18 protein-coding genes and 1 pseudogene are annotated in these 18,134 nt (G+C 34.8%); 13 read left to right on the top strand and 6 right to left on the bottom strand.

Translation table 11 applies throughout. The features are described 5' to 3' along the window. The first annotated feature begins 179 nt into the window (after positions 1 to 179). Positions 180 to 329, top strand: a complete 150-nt coding sequence (locus AAGD74_RS05635; protein ID WP_410529902.1) for a transposase — start codon at positions 180 to 182, stop codon at positions 327 to 329. 27 nt (positions 330 to 356) lie between these two features. Further along, positions 357 to 1,189 (top strand): IS5-like element ISWpi1 family transposase gene (locus AAGD74_RS05630; RefSeq protein WP_236514306.1). Its coding sequence is split into 2 segments (ribosomal slippage): positions 357 to 726 and positions 726 to 1,189, totalling 834 coding nucleotides; the frame shifts between segments, so codons are not numbered across the junction. 129 nt (positions 1,190 to 1,318) lie between these two features. On the opposite strand, the gene AAGD74_RS05625 is transcribed toward AAGD74_RS05630, so the two are convergent. Further along, positions 1,319 to 3,235, bottom strand: a complete 1,917-nt coding sequence (locus tag AAGD74_RS05625; RefSeq protein WP_341810602.1) for an ATP-dependent helicase — start codon at positions 3,233 to 3,235, stop codon at positions 1,319 to 1,321. Between the two features lie 392 nt (positions 3,236 to 3,627). On the opposite strand from AAGD74_RS05625, the gene AAGD74_RS05620 reads away from it, so the two are divergent. The 8 genes from AAGD74_RS05620 to ccmE are packed head-to-tail and all read left to right on the top strand — an operon-like array spanning position 3,628 to position 10,744. After that, positions 3,628 to 4,215 (top strand): NADH-quinone oxidoreductase subunit J, encoded by a 588-nt coding sequence (locus AAGD74_RS05620; RefSeq protein WP_006279581.1) that lies wholly within the window; start codon positions 3,628 to 3,630, stop codon positions 4,213 to 4,215. After that, the gene (gene nuoK / locus AAGD74_RS05615; RefSeq protein WP_006012916.1) at positions 4,206 to 4,514 is read left to right on the top strand and encodes an NADH-quinone oxidoreductase subunit NuoK; all 309 of its coding nucleotides are present in this window, start codon (positions 4,206 to 4,208) and stop codon (positions 4,512 to 4,514) included. The genes AAGD74_RS05620 and nuoK overlap by 10 nt, the downstream gene beginning before the upstream one ends. Positions 4,515 to 4,518: 4 nt before the next feature. Further along, positions 4,519 to 6,366, top strand: coding sequence for an NADH-quinone oxidoreductase subunit L (gene nuoL, locus AAGD74_RS05610; RefSeq protein WP_049973600.1), 1,848 nt, complete (start codon positions 4,519 to 4,521; stop codon positions 6,364 to 6,366). Between the two features lie 3 nt (positions 6,367 to 6,369). Beyond that, on the top strand, positions 6,370 to 7,812 hold the full coding sequence (locus tag AAGD74_RS05605) for an NADH-quinone oxidoreductase subunit M (RefSeq protein ID WP_338482630.1): 1,443 nt from the start codon (positions 6,370 to 6,372) through the stop codon (positions 7,810 to 7,812). Then, complete coding sequence (locus AAGD74_RS05600; protein ID WP_236514391.1) at positions 7,809 to 9,173, top strand: NADH-quinone oxidoreductase subunit N; 1,365 nt, start codon at positions 7,809 to 7,811, stop codon at positions 9,171 to 9,173. Before AAGD74_RS05605 ends, AAGD74_RS05600 begins: the two co-directional genes overlap by 4 nt. Before the next feature lie 17 nt (positions 9,174 to 9,190). Then, complete coding sequence (locus AAGD74_RS05595; protein WP_006279586.1) at positions 9,191 to 10,234, top strand: biotin--[acetyl-CoA-carboxylase] ligase; 1,044 nt, start codon at positions 9,191 to 9,193, stop codon at positions 10,232 to 10,234. Continuing rightward, positions 10,231 to 10,368: a hypothetical protein gene (locus AAGD74_RS05590; RefSeq protein ID WP_006279587.1), complete on the top strand. Its 138-nt coding sequence runs from the start codon at positions 10,231 to 10,233 to the stop codon at positions 10,366 to 10,368. Before AAGD74_RS05595 ends, AAGD74_RS05590 begins: the two co-directional genes overlap by 4 nt. Continuing rightward, positions 10,352 to 10,744 (top strand): cytochrome c maturation protein CcmE, encoded by a 393-nt coding sequence (gene ccmE, locus AAGD74_RS05585; protein ID WP_006279588.1) that lies wholly within the window; start codon positions 10,352 to 10,354, stop codon positions 10,742 to 10,744. Before AAGD74_RS05590 ends, ccmE begins: the two co-directional genes overlap by 17 nt. Positions 10,745 to 10,818: 74 nt before the next feature. On the opposite strand, the gene AAGD74_RS05580 is transcribed toward ccmE, so the two are convergent. From AAGD74_RS05580 to AAGD74_RS05570, 3 genes are all read right to left on the bottom strand, one after another. Then, positions 10,819 to 11,262 carry a hypothetical protein gene (locus AAGD74_RS05580; RefSeq protein ID WP_341810601.1) on the bottom strand — a complete coding sequence of 148 codons (444 nt, stop codon included), beginning with the start codon at positions 11,260 to 11,262 and terminating at the stop codon, positions 10,819 to 10,821. A gap of 46 nt (positions 11,263 to 11,308) precedes the next feature. Continuing rightward, on the bottom strand, positions 11,309 to 11,695 hold the full coding sequence (locus AAGD74_RS05575) for a hypothetical protein (RefSeq protein WP_077188373.1): 387 nt from the start codon (positions 11,693 to 11,695) through the stop codon (positions 11,309 to 11,311). A gap of 143 nt (positions 11,696 to 11,838) precedes the next feature. Next, entirely contained in the window at positions 11,839 to 12,210 is a 372-nt protein-coding gene (locus AAGD74_RS05570) for a hypothetical protein (protein WP_265029924.1), read from the bottom strand. 150 nt (positions 12,211 to 12,360) lie between these two features. Between AAGD74_RS05570 and AAGD74_RS05565 the strand changes: the two genes are divergently transcribed. Beyond that, positions 12,361 to 13,193 (top strand): IS5-like element ISWpi1 family transposase gene (locus AAGD74_RS05565; protein WP_236514306.1). Its coding sequence is split into 2 segments (ribosomal slippage): positions 12,361 to 12,730 and positions 12,730 to 13,193, totalling 834 coding nucleotides; the frame shifts between segments, so codons are not numbered across the junction. Positions 13,194 to 13,203: 10 nt separating this feature from the next. Here AAGD74_RS05565 and AAGD74_RS05560 read toward each other — a convergent pair. Both AAGD74_RS05560 and AAGD74_RS05555 read right to left on the bottom strand, forming a co-directional pair. Continuing rightward, positions 13,204 to 13,299 (bottom strand): annotated as a pseudogene (locus AAGD74_RS05560) (TIGR02217 family protein); the annotation flags it as partial. A gap of 190 nt (positions 13,300 to 13,489) precedes the next feature. Next, the gene (locus AAGD74_RS05555) at positions 13,490 to 14,248 is read right to left on the bottom strand and encodes a DsbA family protein (protein ID WP_341810600.1); all 759 of its coding nucleotides are present in this window, start codon (positions 14,246 to 14,248) and stop codon (positions 13,490 to 13,492) included. A gap of 426 nt (positions 14,249 to 14,674) precedes the next feature. Here AAGD74_RS05555 and AAGD74_RS05550 point away from each other — a divergent pair, with 426 nt between their 5' ends. Together AAGD74_RS05550 and AAGD74_RS05545 are read left to right on the top strand one after the other, a co-directional pair. Then, the gene (locus AAGD74_RS05550; RefSeq protein WP_338482626.1) at positions 14,675 to 16,555 is read left to right on the top strand and encodes a DUF3857 domain-containing protein; all 1,881 of its coding nucleotides are present in this window, start codon (positions 14,675 to 14,677) and stop codon (positions 16,553 to 16,555) included. A 47-nt stretch (positions 16,556 to 16,602) separates the two neighbouring features. Continuing rightward, a complete protein-coding gene (locus AAGD74_RS05545; RefSeq protein WP_077188460.1) occupies positions 16,603 to 18,081 on the top strand; it encodes a UbiD family decarboxylase in 1,479 nt (492 codons plus the stop codon). Positions 18,082 to 18,134 lie beyond the last annotated feature (53 nt).

Raw genomic sequence — 18,134 nt, 5'->3', positions numbered from 1 at the left:
TAGTGAGTGGTAGTGAAATTTCTTTTACTCAAATTTAGGTATTCACTGACCGTTCTTGTTATAAATACCAGAATAATAAGCTACTGATATTCTCCATCTTTTTTATCTTTATCCATCATAGCTAGCGATGCAACAAAGCCCAACGGGATCCTGGATTTTCAGTACAGCCGAGAAGGTGGGTGGTAGAGAGGACTTTTGCTTGGATCAATAGAAATAGAAGGCTATCAAAGGAGTACGATTTACTTACAACATCTACTGAAAGTTTCATATATCTGGCTATGAGTAAAGTTATGTTAAGAGGTTGTCCGGAAACAAGTAAAAGGCTATAATATCTGAAATTTTAGTACGGGGTAAAGATGAGAAAAAAGTATCCAACAGATCTAAGCGAAAGGGAATGGGCAAGAATAGAAAAACACTTCAGAGTATCATACAAGAAAGGAGGAAGGCCGCCAAAGTATAGCAAAAGAGAAATATTAGAAGCAATTTTCTATGTATTGCGTACAGGGTGTCAATGGCGGTATTTACCAAATGATTTTCCGCTATGGAAGACTGTGTATGAGCAGTTCAGGCAATGGAAGAAGCAGGGAATTTTTGAGAAAATGAATTATGAAATTACAAAATATAGTAGAAGAAAAATAGGAAGGAATGAGCAGCCGAGTGCCTGTATAGTAGATAGTCAATCTGTAAAGACTACAGAAAAGGGGGGATCAAAGGCTATGATGGAAGTAAAAAAGTAAAGGGTAGAAAAAGGCATATAATTACAGACACTCAGGGTTTTATACTAGGTTGTTACGTAGGCGCTGCTAACGAAAATGATAGAGATGGTATTAAAATAGCATTAAACAATATGAGAACAAAATATACTAAAGTTAAAAAAATGTGGGCTGACATGGGATACCAAGGAAGAAATTTAAAGAATCACATAAAGGAAGAATATGACATAGATATTGAAATTGTTACAAGGCCTCCATGTAGATTTTGGGTGCACAAAGATACGCCACCTGAGCTACTACCAACAAGAGAACAAGGGTTTAAAGTACAGCCAAGAAGATGGGTTGTAGAAAGGACTTTTGCTTGGGTTAATAGGAATAGAAGGCTATCGAAGGAGTATGATTTACTCACAACATCCACTGAGAATTTCATATACCTAGCTATGAGTAGGGTTATGTTAAAGAGGGAATATGCTTGAATTTACTTGTTTCCGGACAACCTCTGAGATTGAAGAATTAAGTGTGAACGGTTACAGAATTTTTGCCAGGAGAAACATATAGTTGAAGTAATTCAGATTTGTAAGATATGTTTATCTGCAATTATAGCTTCAACAGTAGGCAATGTTGCTTTTAATTACCTCAACATTTTCTCTTGGCAATTCTTTAATGAACCGAGAAGTGCGCATCGGTTGCCACTGGTTGTTAATTTCCCTCCTATCTGCACATGAAATGATTAACCTTTCCTTTGCCCTGGTTATGCCAACATATGCAAGTCTTCTTTCTTCTTCTAAAGCTTTACCACTTTTGTCATCAAAAGATCTTTGATGAGGAAATAATCCCTCTTCCCAACCAGGTAGAAACACGCACGGGAATTCAAGTCCTTTGGCTGCATGAAGAGTCATAACATATACGGTGTCATCGTTATTCATATTATCCACTTCCATCACCAGACTTATATGCTCCAAGAAAGTTGTGGCATTATCGAAATTTTTTAAAGATGAGATGAGCTCTTTAACATTTTCTATTCGTGCTAAGCCTGTTACCTCCTCATTTTCAAGCATTTCAATATATCCTGATTGGTTTGCTACGATTTTAACGAATTCATGCAGTGGTTTTACGCTTACTATTTCTTCCCAAGCTTTAATTTTATTTAAAAAATCGTTGAGTGAGAGTTTAATTCTTTCGGTTACCTGATTACTATTAACTAATATTTTTGCTGCCTCAAAAAAAGAAATTTTGTTATCCTGAGCAGTCGTGTATATTTTCTTTAGAGTTGTAGCTCCTATGCTTCTTTTTGGCCGATTTACTATCCTTTCGAAAGCTAAGTCATCGTTATTGTTTGTAACAAGTCTTAAATATGCAATTATATCCCTGACTTCCTGACGTTCGTAGAATTTTACGCCACTTATAATCTTGTAGGGAATTGAATATTTTATAAAATACTCTTCGAGAACTCTAGTTTGAAAAGTGGCCCTTACCAGCACTGCAATGTCACTAAATCTGTATTTATTGAGTTTCAATATCTGTTCGCTTATGAACCTTGCTTCAGCTTTCCCATCCCATAATTTTATTAGATTTACCTTTTCCCCTTCAATGTTTGTTGTCCACAATTTTTTTTCTAAGCGAGTCTTATTGTGATTGATAACATATGACGCAGTTGCAAGTATGTGGGATGTTGACCTGTAGTTACACTCTAGTTTAACGGTTTTTGCATTTTTAAAATCATCAGAAAACTTCAAAATATTTTCAACTTCTGCACCACGCCAACTATATATCGACTGGTCATCATCTCCTACACAGCAAATATTTGAGTGCTCTTTTGCAAGGTATTTTAGCCAAAGATATTGTATCGCATTTGTATCTTGATATTCATCTACCATGACATATTTAAACTTGTTTTGGTAGTAGGACAGAACTTCGGTCTTTTGATTAAGGAGCTGTATGTTATATAGCAATAAGTCACCAAAATCGACAGAATTAAGGAATTTCAACCTTTCCTGATACTGGTGATAGACCTTGAGTGCAGTTACATATACTGGCCTAAATGATTGAATATCTTCCACTTCAGATGGCAATAAGCACTTCTCTTTCCATTGCTGAATAATATTCATAATGGTCTTACATTTTTCTGATAGGTAATCAGGATTTATTTCATTGATAATATTTTTTATTACCTGTAATTGGTCATCCACACCAATGATTGTAAAATTGGGGTTTAAGCCCACAATTTCTGCGTGCATGCGCAAAATTTTTGCTGCAATTGCATGGAAAGTGCCAAGCCATGGTATGTTTGTGCCCGTTAGCTCAAGTACCCTTGATACCATCTCATTTGCTGCTTTATTTGTAAATGTAACTGCTAATATCTCATCAGAATAAGCGTGACCGTTTCTAATTATGTGTGCTATTCTTGAAGTAATCGTTCTTGTTTTTCCCGTCCCGGCTCCTGCCAGTATCAAAACTGGTCCATCTATGTTAGTTACAGCTGATTGTTGTTCTGGATTTAGCAGTGAGAGATAATCGTTCATCGTAGCCCTATAGATTATAACTTCGTAAAGTTAAACCTATGATTGAAATATTGTAAAGGTTTTATTGAATAGAACAGTTAAAGAATGCTTCACTCAAGTACTACATATTTAAACGTAGGTTTTACATCTATTTTGTTTTAGTAGTTTCAGGTGTATGTCGAGTAACAACAACTTGATTTGAGGTATTGGCACCAGAACTTCTGCTTGTTGGGTGGATAAGTGGAGTTTGGAATGGCTTATATGTACGCCTTCATTTCTATTTCTTCAGCTTTATAATAATTTAAAATGGAGCTGGAGCTTTGTAGTACAATGTTTTCAAACGTTTAATATAATATTGACTTTACCACGATAGTCACTTTAAATTAGTAACTATTGTTGCAGTTAAAGTATCGATGCCTTTTTTCTTTTATTTTTTTGCAATTCTCAGCATTTTATCTGCTGTATGCGTAATTAGTGTAAGAAATCCTGTGCATGCAGTATTATTTTTAATTTTCACCTTCGTTAACTCTGCAGTTCTTTTCATTCTCCTTGGAGCTGAGTTCATTGCTATGATGGTGATGATAGTATACATCGGTGCGGTTGCGGTGTTGTTCCTCTTTGTAGTTATGATGCTCGATATTGACTACATAAGGTTGCGCCAGGGTTTTGCAAAGCATTGCACTCTTGGTGCTATGTTGTGTGTTGTGTTTTTTCTAGTCATCAGCTTTGTAATCCGCAGCTCAGCACCGAATATAAGCAATGTTATAAACTATAATACCAATAATGTGAAAGCTATTGGTAATTTGCTGTATACCGACTACATGTACGCTTTTCATCTTTCTGGTATTCTGCTGCTTGTTGCAATTGTCGGTGCAATTGCTCTTACTTTGCAGGACAAGAAAAAAGGAGTTAAAAAACAGAATGTATTAAAGCAATTGACACAATCTTCATCTGTAAAATTGATTAAGGCTAAATTTGGAAAAGGAGTAGAATGGAAATAGGATTAAATCACTTTTTGATAGTTGCTGCTGTTTTGTTCACTATTGGAGTGTGCGGTATTTTCATCAACCGTAAGAGCATAATCAATATATTGTTATCAATAGAAATATTATTGCTGGCAATTAATATCAACTTAGTTGCTTTTTCTGCCTTTATGAATGATATAGTTGGGCAAATTTTTGTGATGTTTGTGTTGACTGTTGCGGCAGCAGAGTCAGGAGTTGGGCTTGCAATATTGGTTGTATATTATAGAAGCCGTGGCAATATAGATGTTGAACAAGCAAATTTAATGAAAGAATGAAAGTATGATGGATATACTGAAATTAATAGTATTTTTGCCACTTTTTGGTTCGCTATTTGCAGCACTTTTTAGAAAAAGTCAGTTAGTTACAACGGCAGGGATTGGAATATCTGCAGTTTTATCTTGGTATGTTTTTCTCACCTTCTCTGAAAATTATCACTTGAGTTTATTTCCTTTGTTTTCATTGAGCATCTTAAAAGTAAATTGGGCAATTAGTGTGGATGCTCTCTCATCCTTAATGCTTATTGTTATTACCACCGTTTCACTGGTAGTACATCTCTACTCTATCGGTTATATGGAGCATGATAAGGGGAAGTCGAGGTTTTTTTCTTACCTATCGCTATTTACGTTTTGCATGATTGTGCTGGTTGTAAGCGATAATTTCGTGCAGCTTTTTTTTGGCTGGGAAGGGGTTGGCCTATGTTCTTATTTACTCATAGGATTTTGGTTCCAAAAATATTCTGCAAATAATGCAGCAATTAAAGCATTTGTTGTGAATAGGGTAGGAGACTTTGCACTATTGATTGGAATCTTTCTTATTTATTATACATTTCACTCTTTGAATTTTACTGAAGTTTTTGACACAACTGATCTTCTTGGCACGCAGAACATTAGGGCATTCTGCTGTGAATTCAAAGTAACTCATATAATATGCATATTACTTTTTATTGGCTGTATGGGTAAATCTGCACAGCTTGGTTTACATGTTTGGTTGCCAGATGCAATGGAAGGGCCAACTCCTGTTTCTGCACTTATTCACGCAGCAACGATGGTAACAGCAGGTATATTTTTAGTAGCAAAGTGTTCTCCATTGTTTGAGTTATCAAATGTGGCACGAGAATTAATAGTTATCGTTGGAGCACTCACTGCTTTTTTTGCAGCCACCGTTGCAATTACTCAGAACGATATAAAGAAAATAATTGCTTATTCAACCTGCAGTCAACTTGGTTATATGTTCATGGCATGTGGGCTTTCTGCTTACAATGTTGCTATTTTTCATTTAATGACACACGCTTTTTTTAAAGCTCTACTATTTCTTGGTGCTGGCAATGTGATTCATGCAATGCATCATGAGCAAAACATTCAGAAAATGGGAAATTGCTGGAAGAAAATCCCTTGCACTTACGCTCTCATGTGGATTGGATCTCTTGCGCTTTCTGGGATATTCCCATTTGCAGGTTTTTATTCAAAGGATTTGATAATTGAACATGCTTATAGCACGGATAGCTTTGCTTTTGTAATAAGCTTAGTTGTTGCATTCTTCACAGCGTTTTACTCTTGGAGGTTATTGCTTCTTGTGTTCCACAGCCAAAAACAAAGTAAAATTAATATACATGAGGCACCAAAGATTATGCTTATACCATTACTGATACTCGCTTTTGGATCAGTATTTTCTGGAATATGGGGAGCAAATATTTTGAACATAACTAGTAATGCGTTTTGGAAATCAAGTTTAGTGATGATTGATGAGCATGGAGTTCATAATTTCTTTATAAAACTACTGCCAACCTTAACAAGCCTAAGTGGAATAGCACTTGCGTACCTAATTTACCAATATCAAGTAATTAGGCAAATTAAGAGTAAATTTTTACTTAAGTTTTTGCAGAATAAATGGTACTTTGATGAGGTGTATGAGTTTGTTATAATTGCACCGATAAGGTTTATATCTAGGCTTCTATGGAAGTTTGATGTTAAGGCTATTGATTCATTTGGACCAAATGGTGTTGTAAGGTTGGTTAATGAATGTTCAAAAAGTTCTATAAAGTTACAAACTGGTTATATATTTGATTATGCATTTATTATGTTTGTTACTTTAATAATCGGTGCTTTATATATTATTGGAATTAAATAGAAGGTGTTGTTACTTAGTATATTTTTGCTTCCACTGATAGGAGCATTGATTTTATCCTTAATCAGGATTAATCATCAATCTATATACTTAAGATTCCTTGCCCTATTTTTTGCTGTACTTCCATTTTTGCTTAGCATTGTAGCTTGTATAGAATTTGATTATAACGATGCGGACTTTCAGTTTGTCAGCTACCCAATTAGAAATGTTGGAATAGGGATAGATGGTATATCGTTGCTTTTCCTTCTGCTTACAACTTTCTTGTTTGTAATTTGTATACTCTACAACTGCAAAATGAGTTATACGACCCTAAAAGCCTATATGGCATTATTTCTACTGCTTGAGAGTGTTGTAGTCGGTTTTTTCGTTTCACTGAATGCTATAAGCTTTTATGTGTTTTTTGAAGCTGTTTTAATACCAATGTTCTTTATTATTGGCATTTGGGGAGGAAAACACAGGGTATATGCAACGTTTAAGTTGTTTCTTTATACATTAACTGGCTCATTATTATTTCTACTTGGATTGGTGTACATCTATAGCACTTTTGGGACGTTTAATATACAAAAATTAGCTACATTAGTGCCAAGCCTTGATCTTGAAGTGCAGTCATTGCTGTGGATTGCATTTTTTATTTCTTTTGCAATAAAAGTACCGATGTTTCCATTTCACACTTGGCTTCCTGATGCGCATGTACAATCACCAACTTCTGGATCTGTGATTTTAGCTGGCTTGCTTATTAAAATGGGAGGATATGGATTTTTAAGGTTTTCTATTCCAATGCTTCCTCAGGCAAGTTTGTATTTTTCAAATTTCGTTGTTGTGCTGAGCATTATTGCGGTGATATATGCTTCGCTAGTTGCGTTTGCTCAAGATGATATAAAGAAGTTAATAGCTTATTCTTCAATAGCACATATGGGGATCGTTACTGCTGGCCTCTTTTCATTTTGTGAGGAAGGAGTACTGGGTAGCATATTTCAAATGATTAGTCATGGCCTTATTTCTGCTGCTTTATTTTTGTGTGTTGGAATGCTATATACTCGAACTGGAACTTTGGAGATTGCAAAATATTTTGGCATAGTAAACACAATGCCAAAATTTGGTTTTATGTTCATTTTATTTTCAATGGCTTCAATAGGGCTACCTGGAACATCTGGATTCATAGGTGAGTTTTTGGCTATGGTTGGAATGTTTAAGAGCATAGGGTTTTTTACAGGATTTATCGCACTTGGCACTATTTTAAGCGCAGTTTATATGCTGAATTTATGTAAGCAAATAATATGGGGGGTTAGCTATTCTAAATTATTAAATAACCGTTTGGATAGCATAGAATTTTCTGTCTTAATTCTGCTTGCAGTGTTTGTTATTTTGCTTGGATTTTACCCAACCCTTGCACTGAATTATTTGAAGCCATGTATGGCAAATTTGTTAGTCAAATATAATGCGCTATGAATTATATACAGATATTGCCGGAAACGTTCTCTATTATCTCCTCGTTCGTGTTGCTGCTGCTTGGGATTATATTTAACCGCCGAACTATCAACTTATTAGCACTTGGCTGCACAGTGGTAACTTTGATTATTTTAATTCTTTCGGCAGAAAACAATGAAATTTTTCTCTTTAATTCGTTGTTAAAACTCAATTTATACATCAGGTCAGCCCAAGGGTTAATTCTCAGCACAGGAATTTTAATACTTTTGATGCTGAATTTATCAAAATATGACTATAAGTATGAATTTTCAATGCTGATTCTTTTTGCGCTATTTGGCATGATAACTTTGGTTTCAGCAAATAGTCTGATTTCTTTTTATTTAGCTTTTGAGTTGATGAGTATATCTTTGTATGTTCTTGCGAGCTTTAATAAAGATTCGATTTATTCATGTGAAGCAGGAGTGAAATATTTTACACTCAGTGCATTATCTTCCTGTATTATGCTATATGGAATGTCGCTGCTTTATGGATATACAGGACAAGTCAATTTCTCTGAGCTCGGTTCATTCTTGCAAAACCATCAGATAACTTATGGAATAGTTTTTGGGTTAGTCTTTGTCCTAATTGGTTTGTGTTTCAAGCTTGCTATTGCTCCTTTTCATATGTGGGCTCCAGATGTCTACCAAGGTGCACCTACCATAGTAACTGCGTTTTTTTCTACGGCCCCAAAAGCTGCACTTGTAACATTTTTAATTCGATTGATGAATGAAGAGTTAGTAAATGTAAAAAGTTATGTTCAGCCTATTTTCTTATACGTTTCAGCATTGTCTGTGCTTATCTCAGCTTTTGGGGCCTTACGTCAGCAAAACTTAAAAAGGCTGCTTGCTTACAGTTCAATTGGTCACATTGGTTTTATATTTGCTTCACTTTCTATTTTTACACAAGCAGGAACAGATAGTGCCTTAATGTATCTGGTGATATATATCATCACAAGCATAGGGCTATTCTCATATCTCGTACAAATTGACGATGACGATTGTGATATTGCAAATTTATCTGGTATAGGGAAGAAACGCCCAATTGTAGCATTTCATCTTTCTGTGCTGTTACTCTCAATGTCGGGAATACCTCCACTTGCAGGTTTTATCGCTAAATTTTTTATATTCAAAAGTTTAATAAATTCTGGCTTTATCAGCCTGTCCTTGATCCTTGTAATAGCAAGTGTTGTATCGTGTTACTATTATCTAAATATCATAAAAGCTATGTATTTTGATAAAGCTAGTGGTAATAAGGTTGCTTATTCTAAGGGTCTATTCATTATCACTTCAGTGGCTTCACTGATCAACCTCGTTCTTTTCTTGTACGTTTTACTCACTCATTGAACTAAAGGACTGACAAGGTGATCCCTGAGGGCTTTCATATTCATCATTACAAAGAAGTTTCAAGCACTAATAAAGAAGCGTTGGATTTAATTGATAAAGGAATATCAAATGAAACTATTATTGTTGCTGATAAACAAACAGAGGGTAGAGGGCGTACCGGAAAAAGTTGGATTTCTCCAGAGGGTAATTTTTATGCGAGTTTGGTAATAAACCTCTTTAACGATTATCTGAATGAAAGCCAGCTTTCGGTGTCATTCCAGCGCGTGACGCTGGAATCTAGAAATCAAGAAGAATGGTCAAGCACACAACTGTACAAACGTTGTGGTATTCCCACCAAGGATGATGTCATCCCAGTGCCCAGACACTGGGATCCAGAAAACTTAATTACAAATGGGCACATCAGGCAACTGTGTAATAAGAACTGGATTCCAGTGTCACGCACTGGAATGACACCACATACCACCTGCAAATTGCAATGTTCGCATAGTTATGTGTCAAGCACTGGGGAAAGTACTGGGATGATAGAAAGAGGTTTAATGAATCAAGTTAGCAAATTAACAGAATTGACTTTTGTTACTGCTCTTGCTGTTGGAAATGCTATACTGTCATTTATAAATGGTCTAAATCTCCAGTATAAGTGGCCAAATGATGTCCTTATTGATGGCAAGAAAATAAGTGGAATATTACTTGAAAAAAGATCCAATTCGAATTGGATCATTATAGGAATTGGAATTAATGTCAATCATGCACCACTTCCAGGAACAACGTGCATTAGCAATTACGGTGAATCTGTGTCTAACATGGATCTGTTAAAGGAATTAATAATAAATTTTAATAAGCTAAGAAAGCAATGGCTATTTGACGGGTTTTATGCTATAAGAGAAATGTGGTTAAAAAAAGCATTCAAAATGAATGAGCAAATCAGTGTAAAGTTAGCTGACAAATTGTATGAAGGAATCTTTGCTGATATAGATGAAAGTGGTAAATTGGTGTTGCAGCAAAAGGATGGAAGCTTAATTTATTTTGATGCAGGTGAGTTATTTATTGATAATGCATTATGAATACATATGTAATTTTTGCTTACCTTATTAGTTTTACGCTGATTGCTGGAGAGCTAATTTTTACCATTTCTTGCTATACTAAAAGTAGAAAAATTCTAGAAAGCCTGAAAGATAATCATGAAGAAGAAACATAAGCGATTACTTATAACTTCAGGAATTTTCTGCTTTTTAAGCTGCATAGTCTTTTTTATTTTAACAACGCTCAAAGAAAACATCTCATTTTTCTATACAGTAAGTGAGGCAATAGTTTTACAAAATAGTCAAAAACTAATCCGTGTTGGTGGAATGGTTGTTGAAAATAGCGTGATACGGAGCGAAAGTGAAGTAATTTTTCAAATGACAGATTTTAACAAAAGCGTTGTGGTAAAATATCAAGGGATACTTCCACCAATGTTTTCAGAAAAAAGTGGTGTTGTTGTGCAAGGTAAAATGTTTGATAATAGTACTTTTCTTGCAGATACAGTGTTTGCAAAACATGATGAGAACTATATGCCGAAAGTTTTAAAATAGATTTCCTAACTCAGCTATATTAAAATAGCATATGGAGAAGGTAATAGCCTGATATCAGGCTATTACCTTTTTTATTAAATCAATCCGTTCTCTTCACCAGTAATATGGAGTAATGGAGGAGCTTCTCCAATATCTGGAATCGAATTCCTAAGATCTGCAAGTTCACTATCTATACTACTTGTCTTGCTGTCTATACTATCTATGGTTGATGATAATTGTGTTATTATACCACTTTGAATTGCACTATCCATATTTTCGTCATACTTATTAATGCTGTTTATCAAGCCATCATAAAAATTTTTAAGGTGCTTTATGGTCAATGTAATTTGTGGCATCTTATCAATCTCTTCTTGTGTCATATCTTTAGTTATATCAAATTCTTCCTTTGTTTTACCACTGACAATCTTCTTTATTACTGGCTTTTCGAAGCTTGGTTTATCAAACGCCGGTTTCTGAAGTTGCAATGCATTATTTGATTCAACTTCTTCACTAGAATATAATTTTATATTTTTATTCATAATAGTTACCTCCTATAAAAAAACTACTTATCTTTATAAATCATTACTATACAAATAACAGTGAGTCATTATTAATATCTACTATTGTAAAATCTGGAGCTTCTGCAATGCCTGGCATATCGTCCTTGATTTGCTTGAGCATCTCAATCATTTCCTTGTTCTGTTTACTCTGCTCGTCAAGCTTACCCCTTTCTTCTGTTAGCATGTCATTTAATTGACTGATAGAGTTGCTATTGTTATGCAATACATCATCCAATTCAGGAACGAATTTCGTGTTCAGCTCTGCGATTAATTTATCTAAAGCTTTGTGGACATAACCAAGCTGCGCTGGATTTCGCGCAACTGTTTCATCATAACCTTTAGGTTTGGTGTTAACTTCTATTTTGCTTATTACTTTAAGTTCGTTTTTGCTTTCTTGTTTACTATTATTCATGCTAACTCCTATAAAAAATTATAATTTTAAAATTAATCCAGCTACATTGAAATGGTATGTGAAAAAAGTAATAGCCTAGTGGGTTATTACTTGCTCATTTGGTGTATGTTATCTAAAATCATCTCGAGATTACGTCTTTGTATCTATAGTATATCTTCTGCCTGTGTTGGCGAGAAGTATGGCATATCTTCCTTAATTTTAGTGATGCTCTCCGTTATTTCTTTTGTTTCCTTACCTATATTATCTATAATTGTTGATAATGGGTTTATTATATCATTTTCAATACTAGAACTTATACTGTCATTGTATTCGTTGATATTGTTTACCAGGTTATCATAAAAAACTTTAAATCTAACAACATTTACCATCATTTTTTCATCAATTTCTGCAGTATTGATATCGTTGGTGAGATCAACCACTTTTTGTGCTCTATCCTGAAATTGCGGAATTTTCGGTTTTTCGAATGTAGGTTTGACAAATTTAGGTTTTTGAAGTTGTTGCATTTCTTCAGTCATACGGTCTCCTATAAAAAGTTAAAAAGTAAAAATTTTAATTATGCAAGTATTGACGAATCATAAGGATATATATCGCCATCTTCTGCTGTAAGAGGTTGTCCGGAAACAAGTAAAAGGCTATAATATCTGAAATTTTAGTACGGGGTAAAGATGAGAAAAAAGTATCCAACAGATCTAAGCGAAAGGGAATGGGCAAGAATAGAAAAACACTTCAGAGTATCATACAAGAAAGGAGGAAGGCCGCCAAAGTATAGCAAAAGAGAAATATTAGAAGCAATTTTCTATGTATTGCGTACAGGGTGTCAATGGCGGTATTTACCAAATGATTTTCCGCTATGGAAGACTGTGTATGAGCAGTTCAGGCAATGGAAGAAGCAGGGAATTTTTGAGAAAATGAATTATGAAATTACAAAATATAGTAGAAGAAAAATAGGAAGGAATGAGCAGCCGAGTGCCTGTATAGTAGATAGTCAATCTGTAAAGACTACAGAAAAGGGGGGATCAAAGGCTATGATGGAAGTAAAAAAGTAAAGGGTAGAAAAAGGCATATAATTACAGACACTCAGGGTTTTATACTAGGTTGTTACGTAGGCGCTGCTAACGAAAATGATAGAGATGGTATTAAAATAGCATTAAACAATATGAGAACAAAATATACTAAAGTTAAAAAAATGTGGGCTGACATGGGATACCAAGGAAGAAATTTAAAGAATCACATAAAGGAAGAATATGACATAGATATTGAAATTGTTACAAGGCCTCCATGTAGATTTTGGGTGCACAAAGATACGCCACCTGAGCTACTACCAACAAGAGAACAAGGGTTTAAAGTACAGCCAAGAAGATGGGTTGTAGAAAGGACTTTTGCTTGGGTTAATAGGAATAGAAGGCTATCGAAGGAGTATGATTTACTCACAACATCCACTGAGAATTTCATATACCTAGCTATGAGTAGGGTTATGTTAAAGAGGGAATATGCTTGAATTTACTTGTTTCCGGACAACCTCTTACAACGTCAGTGGAAAATTCCGGTCCTCCAGTGGAACCATAAGATATATTTTCTGGAAATCTAATTTCTGTGAATGACATATGTCCTCCTGAGAAAGTAAAATAGTTTGGTTGAAGAAAATGTTGTAATTTGAAAGCGTTTCACATAGTAAATGACGCCATGGAAAGTGGATGAGACCACTGAGTTAAACTGCTGTCATACCCACAATTACTACACTCAGGTTCATTTGAGTTGTCAAGCAAAAAAATAAAATTTTATGGCAAATTGAAACTAGCCTTGCTTGTGACTTAATTCATCTACTTTTTTGCGTAATACATTCAAATCAGTTGCTCCTACAAACAGGCTATCTCCAATTATTAAAAAAGGTGTACCACCTACTCCCAAATCTCTTACTAGAAGCCTACTGTTGTTTATCATTTGCTCAATTTTGTCCGCGTTATCTTTTATGGAATCATTAAAATCGTCCTCATCAATCCCTATGTTTTTCACTATATCCAATACGCTTTCGTCTGAAAATTCTCCTTTGTGACTTAAAGCAGCATGGTGAAAATCGAAATATTTTTCTTTATCGAGAAAATAGACAGCTAAAGCACTTTTTGCTGCCTTTAAAGAAGCGTTACCAAGTATTGGAGCATCCCTAAAGATATACTTAATTTTGCCGTCGTTAATTAACTGCTTTATATCATTCTTTATAGCTTTGCAATGTCCACAAGAATAGTCAAGGAAGCCTACAGCTATAACACTACTATTTTCATTTCCGGAGTAAGGATAAGTAAGGTCAAATATTTGATCCTTGTATTGTGAAATTTTACTTTTGGTTACATTATCTCGAGCAGCGTAACTACTTTTAATCGACTCCTCTTTGAGAGTTTTTATGATCTTATCAAAATTTCTACTTATATAATTATCTAATTTCTCACCTATATAATCATCGTTTAGCATTTGGCTGCGATTTGAGAGCCAATTATTTATTATCGGCAAGCTTGCTATTGCTATTATTAAAATTAATAAAAACGATACCCTAGACATACAATTTATTTAAAAACCTACAACATAAAACTTTTAGTATACATTTATCTGTATATTAAAAGAAGCATCTAATGTTAATACATAAAAACATTTGTATCAAGTGTATTTTATAGCCAATTTTGCTGCAAGTACAAACTTTACGTACAATGAAACTCAAGCACATTACCACAAAGTTCATCAGAAGACTTGGTGATGAGGGTGGTGAAACATTTTGGTAGTTGATTATCTTATAACTGCCATGTATAATGCTAACAAACGCGGCGATAAATATTGGTAAAAAAAAGGAAATAGCCATTCTAGGAAGTAAGCTTCTCTTTTTCCCATTTGCTGAGTTTATTGCAGTGTATGGTCGCGTCGTGTGGGTGTAATAAAACAATTTTTCAGTTAATATGCAGATAATTTTAAATATTCTATATGAGTGTCATAATGAAATTTTTAAAAACTCTTTTTAACTTAACATTGTTAGTGTTTTTTATAACTCCTCCAGTTGAAGCAAGGTGGACTAAGTATGAAGATGCTCCCATTGAGATCAAAATTTCTAATAGTACCATTAATATTAATGGGGATGGTACTTATGAATTAGAATCAGAACTCCAAGCAAAAGTACTCAAGGAATCTGGGCGTAGTGCATTCTCCCCATACAGTCTTATTTATAATGGTGATAGTGCAGACCTCACTATTTTAGAAGCTAAAACAGCTTACAATGGGAGGGAATACGTAGTCGCTAAAAACATGATAGAGGACAAGGCGTTGGCTAGTCCTCAAGGTTTCGATCAGCTAAGGCAAGTAACCATATCATTTCCTAAAATGACAATTGGTGCAGAAGTATATCTAAAATATAAACAAATTCATAAAAAAGTTCCTATTGATAATTTTTATGGTTTGCACTTTTCTTATTATGGGCGGTATTTTCAAGCAGAGAATACTAAAATCAATTCTGAGTTGCCTCTAGAGATTAGAGTGAATGATCCAAGAAACGTATTAAAGATCGCTGAGGAGAAAAAGAATGGTGTACATTCTATAAGCATTACTTTAAAAAAGGCAATTTATGAAGGTTTGATAAATGAGCCACATAATGGAATATTGAATTTTAAGCACAATACTTGGGTATCACTGTCAAGCCTATCTAAATGGGAGGATTTAGCAAAAAAATTAGCTCCTGGATATTATAACGTCATTACTCAGCCACTTCCTACAATTTTTACGGCCATAGCAGAATCTGCTGCCAATGAGAGTACTGATGAAGAGAAAATTAACGTTGTTACTTCTTTGTTGAATGAGAAAATTCAATACACGGGAGATTGGCGTACAGTGTCAGGACGATTTTTTCCAAGAGATTTAGAGAAAATTGCTGATTATCAAACTGGAGATTGTAAGGATTTTTCTGTTAGTACGGCTGCTATTTTACAAAAACTTGGTTACAGAGTTCAACCTACTCTAGTTATGAGAGGAATTACTATCATTCCTAATTCCGAAGCATTACCTAATCTGGGTAATTTTAATCATACGATGCTCAGAGTAACAAATAAAGGTGGAAAAATATATTGGATTGATCCGACTGATAAGGTTAGTATGGCACAAGGTATTTTTCCAGATGTTGCTGACAAAGTTGCTTTAGTATTGGATTCTAAAGAAGTTAGCTACACAAAAATTCCTGCTGTACAAGCTGAAAATTCAAAAATTATATCCCATAGTGAATTAACTATACAAGATAATGTTGTAAACGAACGTGGTCAGCTTACTATGCAAGGGGAGTCAGCTATGAGCTTAGCAAGTGCTGGATTATATTACTCAAACGAGCAGTTAAGAGATTCTGTTTTTTATATAATTAGTGGGGTATATCTTAATGAAAAAGAAAAGAAATTCTTAGAATTGCCTGATCTTACTTCGCGTAATGTAGAGGATCTTACAATTAAGTATGAATTACAACAAAAAAATAAAGTTTTTAGGACGAACCTAGGACTTGTTTTAACTTTAGAAAATAATTTGCTTAATGGTGTCGTAAATACAGTTTCTGACCAAGTGTCAGACATTTTTATAGGTACTCCTCATACTCGTGAAACGCATACGGTAATAAAAGACATTGCGATTAAAAACTGTGCAGAATTGAATTTTGAAATAAATTCTCCATGGTTATATGTAAATAGGTCATGTAAACATCAAAATGGCAGCACAGAATTAAATGATATAGTAGCTATACAGAAAAGCTTTATTACCAATGAAGAGTTAAACACTACTGAATATAAAAACTTAAAAAGCGAGCTGGAGAATAATTTTTCTAGAGCCTCTATAATAATAAGTGAATAGGTTGTGCTGGGAAAAACACTTCTTAAAAGACTTAAAATCTTTAAAATATGTACAACAACTTACGTGACTTCATTAAAGCCTTAGAGGAAAAAAAAGATCTGATTAGGATTAAGGAGGAGGTTTCAACTGTTCTTGAAATGACAGAAATTCACCGCAGAGTTTTGTCAAACAAAGGACCAGCTATCATCTTTGAAAATGTTGTCACAGAAAACGGCAAAAATTCGATTCCAGTTTTAGTGAATTTATTCGGTACTATTGAAAGAATTGCCTTGGGACTGAACATAAATCCTGGTGAGCTAAGAGATCTTGGTAAACTTTTAGCATTTTTGCAATCACCTGAGCCGCCAAAAAACTTTAAAGATGCTATAAAAATGTTTCCTTTGTTGAAAGTCGTGTTATCGATGCGAAGTAAAGTCGTGAGCAAGGCTCCATGTCAAGAGGTAGTGCTAACCGGAGATGAAGTGGACCTAAGTCTACTGCCCATTCAAACATGCTGGCCAAATGAACCTGCACCACTTATTACCTGGCCAATTGTGGTAACGAAAGGACCCACGAAAGAAAAGCAAGATAATTTTAATCTTGGAATATATCGTATGCAGGTTATAGATAAAAAAACAACACTAATGCGTTGGCTTGCACATCGTGGTGGTGCAGGTCACCACAAACGATGGAAAGAGAAGGAACAAAATATGAAATTTCCTGCTGCTGCTGTGATTGGTAGTGATCCTGCAACGATTATTGCTGCGGTAACTCCAGTGCCAGAAACATTGTCAGAATACCAATTTGCTGGACTACTGCGAAAGAAGCCGCTTGAGCTTGTAAATTGTAAGACTGTTCCACTTCAAGTACCAGCTCACGCGGAAATCGTTCTGGAAGGCTATGTGAGTTTGGATAGCTATCAAGACGAAGGGCCATACGGAGACCACACTGGCTACTATAATTCTGTTGAGCAATTTCCTGAGTTTAATATTACTGCAATTACTATGCGCAAAAATCCAATTTATCTCAGCACTTTCACTGGCAAGCCACCTGATGAACCATCGATTCTTGGTGAAGCACTCAATGAAATTTTTGTGCCCATTCTTATTAATCAATTTCCAGAGATAGTGGACTTTTATCTGCCGCCGGAAGGTTGCTCATATAGAATAGCGGTAGTGTCGATAAAAAAATCCTATCCAGGGCAGGCAAAAAGAATTGTTATGGGCATACTTTCTTTTCTAAAGCAGTTTTTATACACGAAGTTTATTATCGTTGTTGATAATGATATAAATGTACGTGATTGGAAGGAAGTAATGTGGGCAATGTCAACGAGGATGGACCCTGTGCGTGATACAATCATGATAGAAAGTGTACCTATTGATTATTTAGACTTTGCTTCCCCTGAAAGTGGACTTGGAGGTAAAATGGGATTTGATGCGACAAATAAAATCCCGCCTGAAACCAAACGAGAATGGGGAAAGAAAATTAAAATGAGTGAGGAAATAGTAAGAAAAGTCACGGAAAAGTGGGAGGAATATATGGACTAGACTTCTTGCATAAAAGCAGAAAAAAGTTTGGCGTTTTTTATAATGCCGTAATT

Origin of the sequence: Wolbachia endosymbiont (group A) of Campoletis raptor, from assembly GCF_964026755.1 — a bacterium.
Classification (GTDB): domain Bacteria; phylum Pseudomonadota; class Alphaproteobacteria; order Rickettsiales; family Anaplasmataceae; genus Wolbachia; species Wolbachia pipientis.
This window is presented reverse-complemented; position numbering and strand designations above follow the sequence as displayed.